Genomic DNA, 18698 nt, shown 5'->3' on the forward strand with positions numbered 1-18698 from the left:
GTTGGGTTGCGCTGTCGCTTAACCCAACCTACAAAAAATGGACAAGGTATTGATATAGAATTATGGATTTTATCTCTTGTAGGGTGCATCAGAACCGATAATTTAGCAAACAACAGATTTTATCTATCTGACGCACCATACTAATATGTGATGCCAAAAGCCTGAAACTAGGCAATTTCGTTCACACATATCATGTGCAGTTTGTACTGTAGAAGGATATTGTTGGAGTCTAATTTAACTTGTAGCTTCAGACATTCCCAGGAATTTTTGTGTCTGTTCAGTGATGCTAAACAAGCTATCTGCATGACAGAAAATTTCCCAAGCGCGAACTCCCATAAAACCAATACCTGCAACTGCAAGGGGAATGGCTGCTGCGCCTAAAAGTGCGGCTATAGGTGGGAATATCATACAAATTGTCAGTAAAATTCCTGTGATTACACCACCTGCTATACCTGCTTTAGCGGTAGCTGTGGCGACTTTCTGTACTAATTCCTGTTGTGTAATTTTACCTTCGACGCATAACAACGAATTTTCTAGGATGGAGAATACCAACTCAATTGCTGCTGCGGCAACTACTCCTTTTAAAACTGCTCCCACCACTTCTGCCACTGCGGCTTTAAATGCTGCGTCAGCTAAAACCTGCTGGGCTACGGCTAGTTCTTCTGGTGTCATGTCTACGCCACCACGAGCGCGGTTAATCCAAAAATGCTCAAAAATGCCGTTAGTGGCTTCGCTGCCACCTCCATTAACATGAGCTTGGATATGACTCCAGTCTTTATCTTTACAAAACGCTCGAATTGCTTCTGGGCCTTGAGCGCGAATCTGTGCAGGAATGCTTTCAAACACTTTTGCAGCTTCTTGAATATCACGCATTCCATTACGCACTCCAGCCCGTGCAAATTTAAATTGCAGATTTGCTGGCAAGTTCTCAAACCGGATATGATGAGCGATTTTAAAAGCTTCTTGAGTGGCAATTATACCAGCACTAACTATTGAACTGGGTGCTGCTTGTGCAAAATTGCCTATCTGAGTTGTAGTTTCTTGTATTTTAGCAATGCCTTGGTGAGCTAAATTCTGAGTATCAGTAACAGCTGCTTGCACCTTGTCACTCAGAAATTCGAGGGGATTAAGATTACTTTGCATACCTGGTAGTGAAGCTATTACTGTAATATGGTTGCCTAGATAATTTATTTATACCATAACATCAGGAATATAGTTTAAGTGGATTTGCGGAACCAAAAATTTCCCGACTTTTTGTGAAAATTTCGCTATTGCTTATTTTTACAGTCGGGAGAATGTTAACTAGAAATACTTTCAATTAGATGCCAATGTCGGCTGTGTTCAATGGACTGCCTCACAAAATCAAATATTTGTCGGCAGTGATTATTTAATTGAAGTGGGAGTTCCTCATTTTTCATGATAATATTCATCCCGGTTTCGGTTTCTGTAGCATTGGATTTATCAATCAGTACTTCTATTGTCACTAATTTAGAAAAGGATACTTGACCGGGAATTTCACGGGCCATAATGTAGTCCGCTGTATAGTATTGAACCTCTAAATGACATTCCTGTAGAAGTTGTATTAGTAATCCTTGTAACTGATCAATGGGAACAGAAATAATAAACGAACAGGTATAGCGAGCCATAATAGCCCCAGGCCTTGTAACACTCTGTTCATCCTATAATACGGAAGCTCATAACGGACAAGTCATGAGAGATTTATTATCAAAATTCAGGAGTTAGTCATATACTGCAAACGGGTCAAACTTGGACTTATGTCATACTGACCGTAACGTAGTGCAGGGAAGTATCTCGGAGATTCTTCACTTCGTACCCTACGGGAAGCAAGCTACAGAATGACACTTTTAACCCGTTTTTAGTATAAAACTCACTTGATACTTGGTATTTGAGTTAAATTTTGTACTCCTTTTACCTGCAATATACTGTATGTAAAATTTTGTAGATTTATTTCAATACCTTGTCCAAATCGAAAAAAGTCTTAATATACAAGGTTTGGTTTCATGCTTCAACCCAAAAAATGCGTTGGGTTGCGCTGTCGCTTAACCCAACCTACAGAAAATAGACAAGGTATTGTTATTTAGTAGACAATTCCCGCCGATATTCAATTCTCAGGTGTTGTTTGTGAGATTCTAAGAACGGAAGGCGAGAAATCTCTGTTAATCCCCATGCTGTAAATTGAGTAAGTTCGGACTCAGACACAAACCAAGGTGGGCCATCTGGTTCGGCTTCTGTTTCTCGAAATCCTGTAATTATTAATAAGGTTCCCCCGACTGCAACCATAGAAGCAACTGATTCAATGACTAGGGAACGTACATTCAATGGTAGTGCTTGAATATTCCGACATTCAAATACTAAGTCAAAAGCTTGCTGCCATTGGGTAGGAATTGCGAACAAATCTGCAACCATATAAGTAACAGCCGAATCAGGAAATCTTTGCTGACACCAAGTAACTGCTGTGGGAGAGATATCAAAGGCTGTGACATGAAATTCATGTTTAGCCAAAGCTTCGGCATCATCTCCTAAGCCACAACCAATTACCAGGGCTGAAGGCTTGTCACGGGTGTGAGGATAAGTGTTTAGCCAATTTTGTAAATAGGGATGGGGGGTTAAGTTTGCCCAAGGTACTTGATTTGCATCACCTTGAGATTCTGCATATAAGACTTCAAACCAGGATGAGGGGTTTGATTGTTTTATTGCTTGGGTGGCTAATTGTTTAATCTTCTGCTGTATGGTTTCTGGTTGTTGTTCACTCATACTAGTTATGGGTTTCAAGCTAAAATCTATATTTGCTAGATGCGATCGCTCTCAGGAGTCCCATCAAGCGATCGCTATACAGAACTAGTTTCTATTACTCTGGAACATCAATCAAAATATTGCCATCTTCCACACGCACCGGGAATACTGGTAGGGCTTTGGCTTGGGAAACCATTGACATTAACTTACCTACTCCGGGTGGCCAAGGACACCAAGTTTGCACTTCACCAGTACTCAAGTCAAAAGCACTCCGGTGGAAAGAGCAAACAATCGTTCCGTCTTTAATTTTCCCAGATTTCATGGGTAAATTTAAATGAGGGCAGTTATTTTCCACAGCATAAAGGTTATTCTCGTGGTTTAACACCAGAATTTTTCTGTCCCCTACTTTCACAACTTCTCTAGCACCAGGTGCTAATGCATTAGCAGCCAGAATTTTAGTCCAAGCCATAGAGTTCTCCTTTCTTTACAGAATCTGTTCTCAGTTTGCCCTTAACGGGTGACAAGTGCGATCGCGCTCTTTCTTGGATGCCCGGAGGGCTTTTGTCAGTTCGCTTATACTCTACCCATTAGTGACAATCCCTAGGCTATCTTAAAAAGAAACGTTATAAATATTCTCATTATTACTTGCGGAGAAAATTACTTTGTCAAATTTTATGTACCAAGCACAACCACCTTTAGAATTTATTCCCCCAGCGTTTAACCCATTATTATTAAGATGTGTACATCTTTTGTTACCCAACTGGATACGCTGGAAAACTCCCATTCACCAAATTGAAGCCGAAAATGTCAAAGTTTTGGTAGATATCTATCAGCAGTTCCAGGCAGGTAAAATCCGCTTCATGTTGGCGTTCCGTCATCCTCAAACAGAAGATCCACTTTGTTTAGCTTATTTGTTTTCCCAACTTATACCCAAGGCAGCACGAGAGCAAGGTATACAACTACAGCATCCAATTCATGCCCATTTTATCTATGATCGGGGTATTCCTCTCTGGGCTGGTCAACATATTGGTTGGCTTGCTTCTCATTTAGGTGGTACTTCCATTCAACGGGGTAAAGCTGACTGGACAGGGTTGCGTTCAGCGCGGGATTTGTATATGAATGGTCAGTTTCCTATGGCTGCTGCACCAGAAGGTGCAACTAATGGGTTATCAGAAATTGTCAGTCCTTTGGAACCAGGTATTGCTCAAATGGGCTTTTGGTGTGCCGAAGATTTACAGAAAGCTGGTAGAAGTGAAGAGGTGTTAATTTTACCAATTGGACTTCAGTATAGTTACATTAATGAACCTTGGGAAGCGATCGCAAATTTATTAACTGAATTAGAATCAGCTAGTGGTTTATCTGTCAACCCATCTACTAGTACTTCTTTTGAGATCCTTTATCCTCGATTATTGAGTTTAGCAGAACATTTATTATCTATAATGGAGCAATTTTATACCCGATTTTATCATCAAACATTGCCAGATGAAAAGATTATTAATGGAGAAATTAAAGATAGAAATGAAGCCCTAGCTTATCGGTTACAAGCCGTCATGAATGTAGCCTTATTTATTGCTGAACAATATTTCGATTTACCATCTAGAGGCAATTGGAATGATAGATGTAGAAGGGTAGAACAAGCAGGTTGGAATTATATCTTTAGAGAAGATTTTAAGGATATTGAATTATTATCACCAATTGAGATAAATTTAGGCGATAAAATTGCCGAAGAAGCTTATTTGCGGATGTGGCACATGAGGTTAGTTGAGAGTTTTGTCGCCGTTTCTGGGATTTATATCCGCGAAAAACCAACAGTAGAAAGATTTGCAGAAACAACCTTGCTTTTATGGAGTATGGTCAATAAAATCAATGGCAATAATCCTTTACAGCGTCCGCAGTTGGGTAAGCAACAGGTGAAAATTACTGTGGGTACACCGATATCTGTTTCTGAACGTTATTCGGGGTATAAGGGGAGTCGTGTGGGAGCTAGACAAGCAGTGTCTGAATTAACAAACGATTTGCAGCAGGTGTTGGAGGGGTTAACAGGTGTGGGATGATGCCTGAATTATGCATTAAGTTTTTTAACCCATGCGGGGCATGATACGAGCGTATTGAGCAAAGATTGGTCCGCTGTCCAAAATTCGGCTGATTCTAGCTCGGCAACTGCCAGAAAAGCAGCATCATAGAGAGTTGTCAGAGAGAATTTTTCTGCGATCGCATAAGTTTTGGTGCGGATAGCATCACTATCGAGGTACTCAACAGGCATTTGGCAAAAATCATCATAAAATGCCTCTGCTTGTGCTGCGGTAATTGTTCCCAATCTAGCTTTTTTTCGCAATATTGACCCAACTTCAGCCCATGCAAATGCTGGAGCAACTAAGCGCATATTTGATGTCAGTAAGGGAATAATCAATTGTCTGGCTTGGGTTTGCAGTATTTCCGGTAAAAGATAGGGAATCCAAACACTGGTGTCAATACACTTAGTCACGCCGTTCCTCACCTGCTCGCAAATGACGAATCAAGTCTAAAGAGCTTGATTGCATACCTGTTTGAGCTTCCACTTCAGCACTACGAGCCACAATCCGCTGATGGGCTGCCAGGGAGCGCCTTCTTCGCACTTCATGAGCGATCGCTTCTACAACCATCTCATTAAAAGACTCACTGCTCTCTCGTAACTGCTTTGCTTGCTGAAGTAGGTGAGCAGGAATGCGGATAGTTACTGCCTCTCGTTCCATAGTTACAATAGCTATAGTTATAAAATGATATCATATAGTGTAACTATTATCTGTATTAGTGTGCCTTTGGTCATGAGAGTGCGATCGCTAAATCATAAAATTTGTTGATCTATATGTAAAAAAATGAAAAAGCCAACTATTAAAATCAGAAAAGCAACCATAAATGATCATCAAGGCGTGACAAAGTATGCAATCAAGCTAGTACATCAACATCAAAACTACAATCCATACAGGTTTGTTGAATTTACAAATCATGAACAACAGCTTTTTGATTTCTTTGCTGAACAAATTGATAACCCAAAAGCAGTTGTATTAGTTATAGAAGTAGAAAATGAAATCGTTGGGTACTCATTTATACGATTAGAAGAAAGCAGTTTTGTTGATATTTCACCAGAAGCAGTATGGCTTCATGATATTTACATTGATGAATCAGTGCGGGGACTAGGAGCAGGAAAATTACTCTTAAATGCTTCAATAGATGCAGCTAAACAGTTAGGAACAAAAGTTTTGATACTTCAAGTAGCTGCACAAAATGAATTTGCAAAAAAGCTATTTGAAGCTAACGGATTTAATATAGCAACTTACGAAATGATGATGAATCTAGATGAAGGCTCAAAAAATCTAGAAGTCTGAATCTAAGGGACTTTCAAAAAATAAATTACCCAAGATAAACGAACCGCAGAGGCGCAGAGGACACAGAGGAATAAGGGTTTGGGGGTGGGGTTCTTGTACTTCATAACACCGGGAAGTACTTATATATTAGACTGTTATCCTGCACAATCACCAAATAAAAATCGGTGTAGGAAACTGCACCGATTTTCAGAATTAATTCTATTTTCCGCACATTTTTCTCACGCTAATGCGGAAGCTTGAGGTTTGGCAAAAATCATCCTCCCGGCGGAAGTTTGTAAAGCACTGGTGACAACTACCCGTAATTCACCACCAACATAACTGCGGCCTTCTTCAACAACTACCATTGTTCCGTCATCTAAATAGCCAACACCTTGAGTTGGTTCTTTACCTTCTTTGAGAATTTTTAAATCTAGATTATCTCCAGGTAAATAAGAAGGACGAACTGCATTTACCAAATCATTGACATTTAAAACTGGGACTTTCTGCACACTAGCAACTTTAGATAAATTGTAGTCATTAGTTAATAGCGTACCGTTGATTTCTTGGGCAAATTTTACCAATTTAGCATCAACTGTGCTAATATCCTCGTAGTCTGCTGGGTTGATGAGAATGCGTTCAGGGTAAGTTTCTTTAATGCGGTTGAGTATTTCTAGTCCCCGTCTTCCCCGCACCCGCTTTTGATCTTTACTGGCATCAGCAACTTGTTGTAATTCTTGTAAAACAAATTGCGGTACAAGTATCACCCCTTCCAAGAATCCTGTTTCTAATAGGGTTTCAATGCGACCATCAATAATGCAACTAGTATCTAAGACTTTGGTATTGGCTGGTTTCAGGGTTCCTTCTACCACTAAGGTTTCTACGGTGTTGGGATTAATTAACCGTAATAAACCCCGTCCGTGAGTATCTGCCAAATTCATGCCAGTAACGGAAAGTATTATACTGCCGACAACTGCCACAAGAGGTTTAATAAATCCAAAATCTGCGGGAATGGGTAGTAAAAATAGCGGGGCTAACATTAAATTGGCGAGTAATAGCCCAATTACTAAGCCAATGGCACGGGTTAAAATGACTTCCAGGGGCATTTCGCGGACTTGCGCTTCTAAGCGACGATATGCAGTCTGGAAACTCAGCCCAATTGCACCACCGATAATAGCAGCAAAGACAGCAACAACTAAGCGCAATGCGTCTAGGTTTGTGACTCCGTTGAGGGTTCCAGGGGGGAGTAGTTCGGTGCTGTAGTAACCTATTCCCGATGCAGCCAGAATAAATGAGATAATGATAATGAAATCAAGCATGATTGTGGTTTTTTCCTACAACTGTGATTTACCCAGTAGAGTAAGGTATTTTTTAGATCAACGGTGAGGTTGATTGAGAAATATGAACTTAAACTAGGTGCTTCGGCAGTTAATACAATATATGCAAACATTATAACTAAAGAGTTTTCTCTGCATAACTATTCTTATTTTTGTTATCAAAAGATAAAAAGTTGTAAACAAACTACTCATTTTCATGATTTTTATTTGTCCATGAAATTAATTTAATTTTTGATCATAATGAGTCTAAAAGATGTTGCTGTTGCAGTTCCCACTGCTGCTTATGTACATATTCCCTTTTGTCGGCGACGGTGTTTTTATTGTGATTTCCCGGTGTTTGTGGTGGGCGATAGCTACGCTGACCCAATGTACCGCTCACGGAGGGAAACATCTGCTACGATTTGCCAGTATGTTGAGGCAGTTTGTCACGAAATCAGCATCTCACCAACCTTGAGTCAACCCCTAGAGACAATTTTTTTTGGTGGTGGTACTCCTTCGCTGTTATCGACAGAACAGTTGCAATGTATATTAACAGCGTTAGAGAAGCGTTTTGGTATTGCGGAGGGGGCAGAAATTTCTATGGAAATGGACCCCGGTACATTTGATTTAGGACATATTGCAGGTTATTGCAGTGTGGGTGTAAACCGGGTAAGTTTAGGTGTGCAAGCCTTTCAAGATGAATTATTAAAACTTGCAGGGCGATCGCACTCCGTTGATGATATCTTTGCAGCTATAGAGTTAATCCACCAAGTCGAGATACCCGAATTTAGCTTAGACCTAATTTCCGGGTTGCCACATCAGTCTTTGGTTCAATGGCAAGATTCCCTCACTAAAGCAGTAGAAATTGCCCCCACCCATATCTCTATTTATGATTTAACCATAGAACCAGGGACAGCTTTTGGTCGTTATTACAAACCAGGAGATAATCCCCTACCGACAGATGAAACCACTGTTCAAATGTACCAACAAGGGCAAAAAGTCTTAACCGGTGCAGGTTATGAACATTATGAAATTTCTAACTATGCCAAAAGTGGACATCAGTGTAGACATAATCGGGTTTATTGGCAAAATCTCCCTTATTATGCTTTTGGTATGGGTGCAGCTAGTTATGTGCAAGGTAAACGCTTCACCCGTCCACGAAAAACTATGGAATATTACGAATGGTTGCAAAATGGCGCAGTGATTGATTGTGAAATTACACCCCCAGATGAAGAATTGTTAGAAACTTTAATGTTGGGGTTGCGGTTAGCAGAAGGTTTGAGTTTGATGACGTTGGTGGAGAAGTTTGGAAAAGGCAAAGTAGAGGAAATTAAACAGTGTTTGCAACCTTATTTTGGTAAGGGTTGGGTGGAAATCGTGGAAGAAAGGTTACGTTTAATTGATCCTAATGGATTTTTATTTTCTAATGTGGTATTGGCAGATTTATTTGATAAATTGGGTGAGTGAATAAATTACCTGCATTTTTCCGAAAAAGTTAGAAACCATTGTGTAGCAGAAAGAAACTTCTATTTGCAGAATATATGCAATTAATTATGATTCAAAGCTAATATAGCGGTTATCGGTCGGATGCAGTACAATCGAGGGCGAGAAAACCCACCCCTAAAGGCTTTGCAATTTCTTGACTGAATAATTTTAGACTTTGGATTAAAATGCAAATCTAAAATCAAGGGTTTCAAGCCTCTTTTTTAAAGAAGAAGTTAATCTAAAATCGGGTGAAGAGTATTCTCAACACAATAATTATGAAATCACAATTTTACAAAAATGCTTAATCGTTTGATTCCATGAGGTGAGGGTTTAGGTTTTTTCTTAATTTTGTAAAAGTTCAAGTCTCAGTCGTCTGGATTGGACATCTCCAAAAATTAAATATGCGTCACCTGAAACCCTTGTAGTAGAGACGTTACATGGAACGTCTCTACATTCATTCTCGGAGATGTCTAGTATATTAACGTAAGTTGCTAGTTAGGGAAAATGTCTGAATCAGGATATCCAGGATTTAAGGATTTACAGGATTAAAACAGAAAATTATTCACTAATGACCAATGACCAATGACCCATTCCCGTTCTCAACTAGATAACTAGCAACTTGAGTTATTAGATATCTCCAAAAAAGAACGTTTCTACAAAATTTATAGATTAAGATTCCCTACCCGAAGCCCAAGTATCACGCCATTTAACAGTACCTTCTTTGGCAATTACCCAACGGCGATTGACGAGATTTTCCCGCAGAGGCGATCGCCCTTCCCGCCACATGGCATACTTGTAACTGATTAAATTACCTGCACTCTCATCAAAAGGAATCTCCGCAAACCAAGTATTAGCGTTGATGTACTCTAGAGGATATGCCTTCGCAATATCCCAGTTACCCAACTCTGGACAGTCCCCAGTCACAACAATGGTTTCTCCTGGTTGGGTATTTACGCCATTGAGTTGCACGCGGACAATTGTTTCCCCTTGAATGCGTTCTCCCACGCGGCTGAAAACAATTACTCCCCGTTCTTCCAGTTGCAAATTATAAATCTTGCCATCTTTAACTTCATACTTATTGCGAGTTACTACACAGGTATGTTCACCGTCGGATAGTTCGGTTTCAACTTCTGGGAGAGTGACTTCTCCACCCCGGTTGAGTGCGACAAAACACAGAGAATCACGATAGCGGCGCACATAACAGTAAACGTCAGGTGTGATGTATTTTGGCCATTGGCTACCCATTGCGACAGCGGGATTTAGTCGTCGCAAACCAGATAGCAGTCTGATAGTGCGATAAATTTCTGTATCGTTATCCCATTTATCCATCATTGGGCGGTTGTAAGGATCATTACCGCCATCAGTATCGTTGTGCAGATATTGTTCTGTGCCGTAATAGATGCAGGGAATGCCGCGAGAAGTCATAATGAGAGCGATCGCTACTTTCAACATTGCTGGATCAGGATTCAGCGATTGAAACCGGGACATATCATGGTTATCAATGAAAGTGACTAACTCAGTCGCCCCGTTGTAAGCATGGTCTTGATCAAAGATATCTTGAATTGCGTGGAATCCATCTTCAGAACCTTGTCCTAGTGCCGCCCGAATCGCCGTACACAGTCCAAAATCCAAAATAGTCATCCCGGAGTAGTTAGCAAATTCCACCGAGCGATCGTCACTAGGATGGTTATAAATCCATTCCCCAAAAATGAACACATCTGGCTTGTGATTCATCATCTCGCCAGTAAATTCTTGCCAAAACCAAATCGGCATATGCTTGACAGTATCTACCCGCAGTGCATCCACACCCCGATCTAGCCATTGTTTAATCGCTGACTTGATGTACTCACGATAGTCACTATTATTTTCATTGAATGTAGCTAAACCGGCTAATTCACAGTTCTGCACTTGCCATTCATCTTCCCAATTCTGCACTTCCCCATAATGGTGATACCAATTATTGACATCGTTGTTGAAGTCGGCAATTTTGACTCCATCATCATACAATTCACCCTTACTACCATTAGTATCAGGGCTGCTATGGTTGCAGACAATATCCAACACCAACTTCATTTTGCGGTGATGCAGTTCGGTAATTAAGCGATCGAATATCGTATTTTTTTCTTCTTGGGTATTATTTAACGAAGGATCTTCTCCTTCAGCAATATAGCGAGGATTTATTCGTTTAAAGTCTTTAGTCCAATAGCCATGCATTGCGGCATTGCTAATAAATAAATCTTCTACCTGCTCAAATAGGGGAGTTAACCAAAGAGTAGTTACTCCCATTTTTTGCAAATATTCTAATTTATCAATCACACCTTGTAAGTCACCACCCCAATACTTACCCCAATCTTTGCGAGTGGGATCATATAGTTTTGAGTTAGCACCTTCACTATTATCTGGATCACCATCATGAAAGCGATCAACTACGAGAAAGTAAATTGTTTCTTGGCGAAATTCGATATCTCTGGTGTAAAGAAACTCTAAATCAATTTCTGTATCTGATGTAGTCGCTTGTATAATCGCTTCTACAGTTGTCTTTTCCGAACCGACTTTGTACTGTTCTGATGAAGACTGTGATCCAGGAGTTTGTACCATACAAAATTCAATATCCATGAGGATGAAATTATGTATTTCAGATTAAATATAAGACAGCTTCTCTGTAAACCTCCCTAGGAGGTATTCTTTGTTTAATTGCGATCGCCTATTTTTAAGATATAAAAAATATTAGAGAGCATCAACTTCAATCAAATCAAGTAGGGGCGTATTGCTTTATCTCTTATCTCGTTCCCAGTCTCCGGCTGGGAATGCTATCATAGAGGCTCTGACTCTACTTTCAAAAGGAAGGCAGAAGCCATTCCCATACTCTGTGGGAACGAGAAAATATTTTTATAAACCAAAATTTCCGGCGGTGCGCTAAAAATAACGCACCCTACAGGTTTTTAAGGAACAATCAAAACTGGACAAGGGGAAAGATTAATAACGCGACTGGTGACGCTATCAGTAGCACCCTCATCAGTTAAGCCTAAACCCCGACAGCCCATAATAATTAAACTAGCCTCAATTTCATCCGCAACATCACAGATAGTAAAGGCTGGTTTACCCTGTCTTTCCATGACTTCGGCTGTAATACCCTGCTGAGAAAATAAAGCTTGGGCATTTTCCAGGAGTTTAGCAACAGCCTCTGGAGACATCATAGGATCGCTATTCGGCGCGTCTGCGGCTGGTTCTTCCACCACAGACAGCAGTACTAAGCGACTGCCATATTTCTGCACAACGTTGGTAACTACTTCGGCAGCTTCCCGCGCAGCGCGACTTTGATCAATTGGAAACAGAACTGTTTTAAACATAAATCACCTCAGCACCCCTCACTCCGGTAAAATCTTGATAGTTATATTCCAAAACCATAACAAAAAGGCAATCAGGAGAGTTTGGCTGTGTCGAAAAAAAGTTTAGCAAGTTTATCTGCGGCGGATGTATCTGGAAAACGCGCTTTAGTGCGGGTTGATTTTAACGTGCCTGTGGATGATAAAGGCAGCATTACTGATGATACTCGGATTCGGGCTGCGCTGCCAACTATCCAGGATTTGACCAAAAAGGGTGCTAAAGTCATTCTCGCAAGTCATTTCGGCCGTCCCAAGGGTGTAGATGACAAATTACGTTTAACACCTGTTGCTAAACGCCTTTCTGAATTGTTGGGGCAAGAAGTTGTCAAAACTGATGACTGTATTGGTGATGATGTGGCGGCTAAGGTTGCGGCGTTGCAAAATGGCCAAGTGCTGTTACTAGAAAATGTCCGCTTCTACAAAGAAGAAGAAAAGAACGATCCTGAATTTGCGAAGAAATTGGCAGCAAACGCTGATTTTTATGTAAATGATGCATTTGGTACTGCTCACCGCGCCCATGCTTCAACTGAGGGTGTAACTAAGTTTCTCAGTCCTTCTGTAGCTGGTTATTTGGTTGAGAAGGAATTGCAATACTTACAAAGTGCAATTGAAGAACCTAAGCGTCCTTTAGCAGCTATTATTGGCGGTTCTAAGGTTTCCAGCAAAATCGGTGTTATTGAAACTCTGTTGGAAAAGTGCGATAAGTTGATCATCGGTGGTGGGATGATTTTCACCTTCTATAAAGCCCGTGGTTTGAGCGTTGGTAAGTCTTTGGTAGAAGAAGACAAGCTGGAACTAGCAAAGGCTTTGGAAGCTAAAGCGAAGGAACGCGGTGTGGCTTTGTTGCTGCCTACAGATATTGTCTCCGCAGATAAGTTTGCTCCTGATGCTAATGCTACTACTGTCAGCATTGAGAATATCCCTGCTGATGGTATGGGTTTAGATATTGGTCCTGATTCTATCAAGGTTTTCCAAGCGGCTTTGGCTGATTGCAAGACTGTGATTTGGAATGGACCTATGGGTGTGTTTGAGTTTGATAAATTTGCTGCGGGTACAGTTGCGATCGCACATACTCTAGCAGAAATCGGCAAAACCGGCACAACTACCATTATCGGTGGTGGCGACTCTGTAGCGGCTGTGGAAAAGGTAGGTTTAGCTGATCAAATGAGCCACATTTCTACTGGTGGTGGTGCTAGTTTGGAGTTGCTAGAAGGTAAGGTTTTACCTGGTATTGCAGCTTTGGATGAAGCATAATTGAAAGTATGAAGGATGAAGTTTTTGGCTTTGTCCTTCATTCTCTGCAATTAACCAAATTAAGTAAAACAATATGCAAGTACAAACTCGCAAACATATTTACACCCCTGAAGAATATTTAGAACTAGAGGAAACAGCACTTTATAAAAGCGAATATCGCAATGGAGAAATTATACCTATGACTGGTTGCACGACAAATCATAATCAAATCGCGCTTAATTTTGCATCATTTTTATTATATGTTATTAGAGGAAAAAAATATCGTGTTTTTATTGGAGATGTACGTTTATGGATTCCCGAATATCGAGAATATACTTATCCTGATGTGATTTTAACTGATGAAAAGCCTATTTATGCCGATAAAAATAATACTAATGAAACAGCCCTGCCCATCAGGTATACAGTATGACATAAGTCCAGATTTCACCAAAAGAAGAATTTCGAGACATATTTGAATCTACTAAGTCTTGGGATGAAAACATAATGAATTTATTAGATTGGATGCATGATGGACTTTCGTATTTTCCCAAAAGTATAGGAACAATGGTTAGATGGTTTGGTGAAGTCGTAGGTTATTTTGACGACAGAACTACCAGTGTTACTGTGGAAAGAATTAATAATAAACTCAAATTAATCAAAAGACTTGGATATGGATTTCGTAACTTTAGTAATTTCAGATTACGTAGTTTACTAAACTGGCACTTTAGTATTAATTTTCCATAAAAGAGACGCAAGAGCCATTTTATGCCCTGTAAACAAACTTAGATACACAATTAACTTGACTGCTACGGAAATACTTTTTATGGAGAGGCTTATTTTTAAAAATGGAGGATTTATTAACCGGAAGGACTTCAAAAAATCAGAAATTTATAAAGTGGCTACTTGTTTTTAGTTGATAAATCTAAGAAAGTATCAGGGCTGGTAGCTAAAAACACAATTTTACTTTTTCATTACCTTTGTCTATAAAATCAATTCTTGAGTACATTTATATGAATACGATGTTTTGTTCTGACTATTCACGGCAAATAGGAGAAGATATTATTGGTAGTGCCACTAACTACCAAACTTACATTTTAGTGGAATGTCCTCAACCTTGGATGTCAGAAGCATTTAAATCCAAATGGGTTCCAGATAATTTGCGGGTTTTAGTAGAAGAAGTAAAACGTAGTAAGCTATCAATTCAGTTTCTTTTAATTGCCAATGATCAATCACATAAAATAAAAGAAACAACTTTATTGATTTATCAAAAACAAGAGGGTTTAATCAATGGATACTGTAAGCAAGAGTTTAAGTTAACAAATATTGAACAAGTAGCAGGAATTATACATAAATGGTTATTGGATGAAAGTCTAGATTGTCAGATAGAAAATGATATAAATAGAGATATTTTAGTATGTACACATGGCAGCCATGATCAGTGTTGTGCTAGATATGGAAATTCTTTTTACTATGATGCTAAAAATACAATTTCTGATTTGCATTTTGATAATGTACGAGTTTGGAAATCAAGCCACTTTGGTGGACATCGCTTTGCTCCCACAGCTATAGATTTGGCAGAAGGAAGATATTATGGTGTTCTTGATCATGATTCTTTCAAATCCATTTTAACTCGTACTGGTGATATTAAATTTTTGAATAAAGTTTATCGTGGCTGGGGCATTTTGCCGTCTGCATTACAGATTTTAGAAAGAGAAATAATTCTCCATCAAGGATGGGATTGGTTTAACTATAAAGTAGCAGGAAAAATATTAGAAAAAAGTTTAGATAATAATACAATGTTAGCAGAGATAAGTTTTGCAAAACCGTCTGGTTCTCTCTACACATACCAGGCTAAACTTGTGAAAGATCCAGTCAAAACTCAAGCAGTAAAGAGTTCTTGTCATGCTACACAAGAGTCAGTGGTTGTTAAATATGCTGTAGCTAATCTTTCTTTATCTGATAGGGAAATGCTGGCTTGTGCAAATAACTACTAATTGATATTTGAATCACCAAGAATGCCAAGGTTATTTCATTCTAAAAAAGGGGATGAATTGAAACTGAAACTCGTTATGGTTAAATATGATGTTTTTACACAAAATTTGTATTAAAATCTCTGCCAAAATTAATATTCTGGCTAGAATCGTTAGTCATATTTTTATTCTCTACTTTGTTATCAACTTTAACATTTATAGGTTTCTTGGCTCATAAGCTAGTAATTTCTTTCATGTCAGCACTTTGTTGGTGATAGATGACTATTTCATTATCTTTTGCTTGTAAAATTGCTTTATATTTTTCTTCTACTGCTGCCAATGCTAATTAATAATTTTGGCTCTTGCGTCTCTTTTATGGTGATTGAGGATTGATTATAACAAAACCCTTCCGGGGTAAGGGTTTTAAACAATTACGCCCATATTTTCAATGAAATGCCTACACAATAAGGCTTTCAATGGTTTTAACCCAGGTTTTCCATAAAAAGAACCAAAGAACCATAATTTTGAGTAAAATTGCTGTGAATCTTTTCTTTATCAGCGCCTTCAGATGCATTCACCTTAATGACAACTACGCCATCACCTTTATTTTCAATACTCTGGATAGATAATTCTGTTTCTTGATTTTGACTTTGAACTTTGCCAAAAGCATTAACAAAAGCTTTCCAATCAATACCATTGCGGAAAATTAAATCAACAGTATTTAAAACTTCTTCAAATAATTTGGTCGATTCTCCTGGTTGAAATTCTCTTTTGTGTCATAACACCCCACCCCTAGCACCTCCTCCTTCGGATGATACCTCCGGCACGCTACGCGTTAGCAAAGCTCTCGCGTTGTGGCACACCAGTCGCCTACGGTGGGAAACCCGCCTACAGCGCTGGTTCACCGCAAGCGAGGAGGGGAACTGGATTTACAGTTAAATTCGGTTTTTAGGGCTGAAAACTCGCTCTGGATCAGGATGTGTGTACACCGTAGCTTGTTAAGGGGGGAATTAGAGTCAAAGTCCTCCTTTTTAAGGAGGATTTAGGAGGATCTAAAGTTTTTAATACATCACTAACCACTTTTCAAACATCCTCTCAGGGAGGTTCTATACTAAAAACGGGTTAAAAGTGTCATTCTGAACGAAGTGTTCGCGTAGCGTGCCGTAGGCTCTAGAATCTCCGAGATACTTCCCTGCACTACGTTACGGTCAGTATGACATAAGTCCAAGTTTGACCCGTTTGCAGTATACCTTAACGGGATTTCTAACCTAAACCCAGAAAGCCAGAAATTATTGGTAAAAGCTTACTACATTCTTCAACTAATTTTGTTGCCGTTGGTAAGCCAGCAATTGTCCCTTTTAAAATCTTAATCGCCGTTTTTGCCATTTTTTGCATCCCTCCTTCTTGAGGATTTTTACCAGCTTCTGCTAGGGTTTTGACTTGTTCTAGAGCATCAGCTTTATCTTCTGGAGTTAAATTAGTCTCAGCTTCAATGGCTTTTTGCAGTTGCGTTAAAATCTCTTTGATTCCCGGTTTGTCAGGTTCTGGTGAAGGTGGTAATTCATTAATAGTATTTGTGACAGTACCACTGATTTCACCTAAATTAATTGTTCCAGTTGCATTAAAATCTCTGCCAACATTTATATTCCGGCTAGAATCATTACTATTAGTCATATTTTTATTATCCTGTGTCAGATTGTTTTGAATATTGATTGTTTGACTGGCTAATAACTTAGTTATATTACTCAAATCTGAGTATTTTTGGTTAATATTCTCAAATTGCTCATTTTTTGCTTGTAAGAGAGCTTTAAATTTTTCTGCTTCTTGTAATGCTAATTGATAATTTTGAGTAAAATCGCTATGAATCTTTTCTTTATCAGCGCCTTCAGGTGCATTCACCTTAACGACAACTACGCCATCACCTTTATTTTCAATACTCTGGATAGATAATTCTGTGTCTTGATTTTGACTTTGAACTTTGCCAAAAGCATCAACAAAAGCTTTCCAGTCAATACCGTTGCGGAAAATTAAATCAACAGTATTTAAAACCTCCTCAAATAATTTTGTAAATTCTCCTGGTTGAAATTCACCACTACTAGGACGACGTTCACGGTTATCTGTTCCAGGTTTAGGATTTTCTAAAAGATATACAAAGCGACAATCTACATTATCTAATATTGTAGTACTCTCAATATTCCAAGCTTCCACACAAGCACCTGTCATTTGAGCATTAGCGAAATTAGTACCGACGGCTTGAGTAAGAGCCAGATTTGCCCATTCTAAATTAGCTTCTTGAAAAGTGGCTTCTATAATATCGGCATCTTTTAAATTAGCCTCTTTCAAGTCTGCACCTATCAGGTTTGCGCCTCTGAGATTAGCACCAGCATAAGATTTACTCCTACCATTGCAGGTAACGAGCAAATTGAGAACATCACCGTTACTTAATATGGTATCACCCGGTCTGGCAAAATCAAGTTTTGTCGCTTCATAAAAACGAGTGCGCGTTAAGTTTGCTGTTCTGAAATCTGTGTTTTTCAGCGTTGCACCAGTAAAATCAGCATCAGTTAAATCAGCACCATGAAAACTTGTCCCACCTGTAGCAGCAAAGGCAATGGCAAATGAGCGAAGCCAAGCGTCTTTTTTATCTCCCGCTAAACTACGCCAGCCTATGTAAGCACTAAAAAGTACAAAAACTACGGCTCCGGCGAAGGCTCCGGCGAAGGCGAAGGCTACGGCTACGGCTCCGGCTCCGGCGAAGGCTACGGCTCCGACTACGGCGAAGGCTACGGCGAAGGCTACGGCGAAGGCTACGGCGAAGGCTCCGACTCCAGCTATTAAACCCTTGCGAATAGTGACAATCCAAAAGACTATCACTAAAACTAGTGTAACTATTCCAGCAATAAAGTTTTCTTTGTTTTCGGAATTCAAAATATACGCTACAAATCCACCAATCAAGATTGAGAAAACCCCTGCTAGTGCTGACATTATTAACGTAGCTAAGAGCAAACCAATCACCCAACGTTTTTGTAGTCCAGCCTTAGCGCCACTAAAATCAGCATCTTTAAGAATAGCGTTGGTAAAATTTGCGCCTCTAATATCGGTTTTGCTAAAGTTAGCTCCTGTCAGGTTTTGACCTTTAAAAGAGCGCCCTCGGAGATTTTGACCGGAGTAGTCTGGCGGCATAATCGCGTCAGCAAGAGTTGTATATTAGAT

At 39.5% G+C, this 18698-nt stretch carries 16 protein-coding genes and 2 pseudogenes; 7 read left to right on the top strand and 11 right to left on the bottom strand.

The window, feature by feature from the left end:
• Nucleotides 1-234: 234 nt before the first annotated feature.
• The 4 genes from VB713_RS23540 to VB713_RS23555 form a co-directional block, all read right to left on the bottom strand.
• A complete protein-coding gene (locus tag VB713_RS23540; RefSeq protein WP_323313933.1) occupies nt 235-1143 on the bottom strand; it encodes a hypothetical protein in 909 nt (302 codons plus the stop codon).
• Between the two features lie 155 nt (nt 1144-1298).
• Nucleotides 1299-1646, bottom strand: a complete 348-nt coding sequence (locus VB713_RS23545) for a hypothetical protein (RefSeq protein WP_323313934.1) — start codon at nt 1644-1646, stop codon at nt 1299-1301.
• Between the two features lie 448 nt (nt 1647-2094).
• Nucleotides 2095-2775 (bottom strand): class I SAM-dependent methyltransferase, encoded by a 681-nt coding sequence (locus VB713_RS23550; RefSeq protein ID WP_323313935.1) that lies wholly within the window; start codon nt 2773-2775, stop codon nt 2095-2097.
• A 94-nt stretch (nt 2776-2869) separates the two neighbouring features.
• Nucleotides 2870-3223 carry a Rieske (2Fe-2S) protein gene (locus VB713_RS23555; protein ID WP_323313936.1) on the bottom strand — a complete coding sequence of 118 codons (354 nt, stop codon included), beginning with the start codon at nt 3221-3223 and terminating at the stop codon, nt 2870-2872.
• A 205-nt stretch (nt 3224-3428) separates the two neighbouring features.
• On the opposite strand from VB713_RS23555, the gene VB713_RS23560 reads away from it, so the two are divergent.
• Entirely contained in the window at nt 3429-4808 is a 1380-nt protein-coding gene (locus VB713_RS23560; protein ID WP_323313937.1) for a 1-acyl-sn-glycerol-3-phosphate acyltransferase, read from the top strand.
• Between the two features lie 8 nt (nt 4809-4816).
• Here VB713_RS23560 and VB713_RS23565 read toward each other — a convergent pair whose 3' ends face one another.
• Nucleotides 4817-5239 carry a type II toxin-antitoxin system VapC family toxin gene (locus VB713_RS23565; RefSeq protein WP_323313938.1) on the bottom strand — a complete coding sequence of 141 codons (423 nt, stop codon included), beginning with the start codon at nt 5237-5239 and terminating at the stop codon, nt 4817-4819.
• The gene (locus tag VB713_RS23570) at nt 5232-5486 is read right to left on the bottom strand and encodes a YlcI/YnfO family protein (protein ID WP_323313939.1); all 255 of its coding nucleotides are present in this window, start codon (nt 5484-5486) and stop codon (nt 5232-5234) included. Before VB713_RS23570 ends, VB713_RS23565 begins: the two co-directional genes overlap by 8 nt.
• A gap of 123 nt (nt 5487-5609) precedes the next feature.
• Here VB713_RS23570 and VB713_RS23575 point away from each other — a divergent pair, with 123 nt between their 5' ends.
• Nucleotides 5610-6119: a GNAT family N-acetyltransferase gene (locus VB713_RS23575; protein ID WP_323313940.1), complete on the top strand. Its 510-nt coding sequence runs from the start codon at nt 5610-5612 to the stop codon at nt 6117-6119.
• Nucleotides 6120-6337: 218 nt separating this feature from the next.
• On the opposite strand, the gene VB713_RS23580 is transcribed toward VB713_RS23575, so the two are convergent.
• Nucleotides 6338-7414 carry a PIN/TRAM domain-containing protein gene (locus VB713_RS23580; RefSeq protein ID WP_323313941.1) on the bottom strand — a complete coding sequence of 359 codons (1077 nt, stop codon included), beginning with the start codon at nt 7412-7414 and terminating at the stop codon, nt 6338-6340.
• Nucleotides 7415-7672: 258 nt separating this feature from the next.
• Here VB713_RS23580 and hemW point away from each other — a divergent pair, with 258 nt between their 5' ends.
• Nucleotides 7673-8878 (top strand): radical SAM family heme chaperone HemW, encoded by a 1206-nt coding sequence (gene hemW, locus VB713_RS23585; protein WP_323313942.1) that lies wholly within the window; start codon nt 7673-7675, stop codon nt 8876-8878.
• A 687-nt stretch (nt 8879-9565) separates the two neighbouring features.
• On the opposite strand, the gene VB713_RS23590 is transcribed toward hemW, so the two are convergent.
• Entirely contained in the window at nt 9566-11494 is a 1929-nt protein-coding gene (locus VB713_RS23590) for an alpha-amylase family glycosyl hydrolase (RefSeq protein WP_323313943.1), read from the bottom strand.
• 344 nt (nt 11495-11838) lie between these two features.
• On the bottom strand, nt 11839-12246 hold the full coding sequence (locus VB713_RS23595; RefSeq protein ID WP_323313944.1) for a universal stress protein: 408 nt from the start codon (nt 12244-12246) through the stop codon (nt 11839-11841).
• A gap of 87 nt (nt 12247-12333) precedes the next feature.
• Between VB713_RS23595 and VB713_RS23600 the strand changes: the two genes are divergently transcribed.
• From VB713_RS23600 to VB713_RS23615, 4 genes and pseudogenes are all read left to right on the top strand, one after another.
• On the top strand, nt 12334-13536 hold the full coding sequence (locus VB713_RS23600; protein WP_323313945.1) for a phosphoglycerate kinase: 1203 nt from the start codon (nt 12334-12336) through the stop codon (nt 13534-13536).
• Nucleotides 13537-13609: 73 nt separating this feature from the next.
• Nucleotides 13610-13945 (top strand): Uma2 family endonuclease, encoded by a 336-nt coding sequence (locus tag VB713_RS23605; protein WP_416242478.1) that lies wholly within the window; start codon nt 13610-13612, stop codon nt 13943-13945.
• Between the two features lie 14 nt (nt 13946-13959).
• Nucleotides 13960-14259 (top strand): annotated as a pseudogene (locus VB713_RS23610) (transposase); the annotation flags it as partial.
• A 266-nt stretch (nt 14260-14525) separates the two neighbouring features.
• Nucleotides 14526-15509 carry a sucrase ferredoxin gene (locus VB713_RS23615; protein ID WP_323313946.1) on the top strand — a complete coding sequence of 328 codons (984 nt, stop codon included), beginning with the start codon at nt 14526-14528 and terminating at the stop codon, nt 15507-15509.
• Nucleotides 15510-15612: 103 nt separating this feature from the next.
• On the opposite strand, the pseudogene VB713_RS28345 reads toward VB713_RS23615, so the two are convergent.
• Nucleotides 15613-16252, bottom strand: a pseudogene (locus VB713_RS28345) (hypothetical protein); the annotation flags it as partial.
• A 496-nt stretch (nt 16253-16748) separates the two neighbouring features.
• Complete coding sequence (locus VB713_RS23625) at nt 16749-18668, bottom strand: pentapeptide repeat-containing protein (protein ID WP_323313947.1); 1920 nt, start codon at nt 18666-18668, stop codon at nt 16749-16751.
• Nucleotides 18669-18698: the final 30 nt, after the last annotated feature.

The organism is Anabaena cylindrica UHCC 0172 (genome assembly GCF_034931625.1).
GTDB classification, from domain to species: domain Bacteria; phylum Cyanobacteriota; class Cyanobacteriia; order Cyanobacteriales; family Nostocaceae; genus Anabaena; species Anabaena cylindrica_A.

What these genes read in the sequence shown, in the direction of transcription:
- VB713_RS23540 (WP_323313933.1), bottom strand. Translation starts at nt 1,143, where the DNA reads ATGCAAAGTAATCTTAATCCCCTCGAATTTCTGAGTGACAAGGTGCAA.
- VB713_RS23545 (WP_323313934.1), bottom strand. Translation starts at nt 1,646, where the DNA reads ATGGCTCGCTATACCTGTTCGTTTATTATTTCTGTTCCCATTGATCAG.
- VB713_RS23550 (WP_323313935.1), bottom strand. Translation starts at nt 2,775, where the DNA reads ATGAGTGAACAACAACCAGAAACCATACAGCAGAAGATTAAACAATTA.
- VB713_RS23555 (WP_323313936.1), bottom strand. Translation starts at nt 3,223, where the DNA reads ATGGCTTGGACTAAAATTCTGGCTGCTAATGCATTAGCACCTGGTGCT.
- VB713_RS23560 (WP_323313937.1), top strand. Translation starts at nt 3,429, where the DNA reads ATGTACCAAGCACAACCACCTTTAGAATTTATTCCCCCAGCGTTTAAC.
- VB713_RS23570 (WP_323313939.1), bottom strand. Translation starts at nt 5,486, where the DNA reads ATGGAACGAGAGGCAGTAACTATCCGCATTCCTGCTCACCTACTTCAG.
- VB713_RS23575 (WP_323313940.1), top strand. Translation starts at nt 5,610, where the DNA reads ATGAAAAAGCCAACTATTAAAATCAGAAAAGCAACCATAAATGATCAT.
- VB713_RS23580 (WP_323313941.1), bottom strand. Translation starts at nt 7,414, where the DNA reads ATGCTTGATTTCATTATCATTATCTCATTTATTCTGGCTGCATCGGGA.
- hemW (WP_323313942.1), top strand. Translation starts at nt 7,673, where the DNA reads ATGAGTCTAAAAGATGTTGCTGTTGCAGTTCCCACTGCTGCTTATGTA.
- VB713_RS23590 (WP_323313943.1), bottom strand. Translation starts at nt 11,494, where the DNA reads ATGGTACAAACTCCTGGATCACAGTCTTCATCAGAACAGTACAAAGTC.
- VB713_RS23595 (WP_323313944.1), bottom strand. Translation starts at nt 12,246, where the DNA reads ATGTTTAAAACAGTTCTGTTTCCAATTGATCAAAGTCGCGCTGCGCGG.
- VB713_RS23605 (WP_416242478.1), top strand. Translation starts at nt 13,610, where the DNA reads ATGCAAGTACAAACTCGCAAACATATTTACACCCCTGAAGAATATTTA.
- VB713_RS23615 (WP_323313946.1), top strand. Translation starts at nt 14,526, where the DNA reads ATGAATACGATGTTTTGTTCTGACTATTCACGGCAAATAGGAGAAGAT.
- VB713_RS23625 (WP_323313947.1), bottom strand. Translation starts at nt 18,668, where the DNA reads ATGCCGCCAGACTACTCCGGTCAAAATCTCCGAGGGCGCTCTTTTAAA.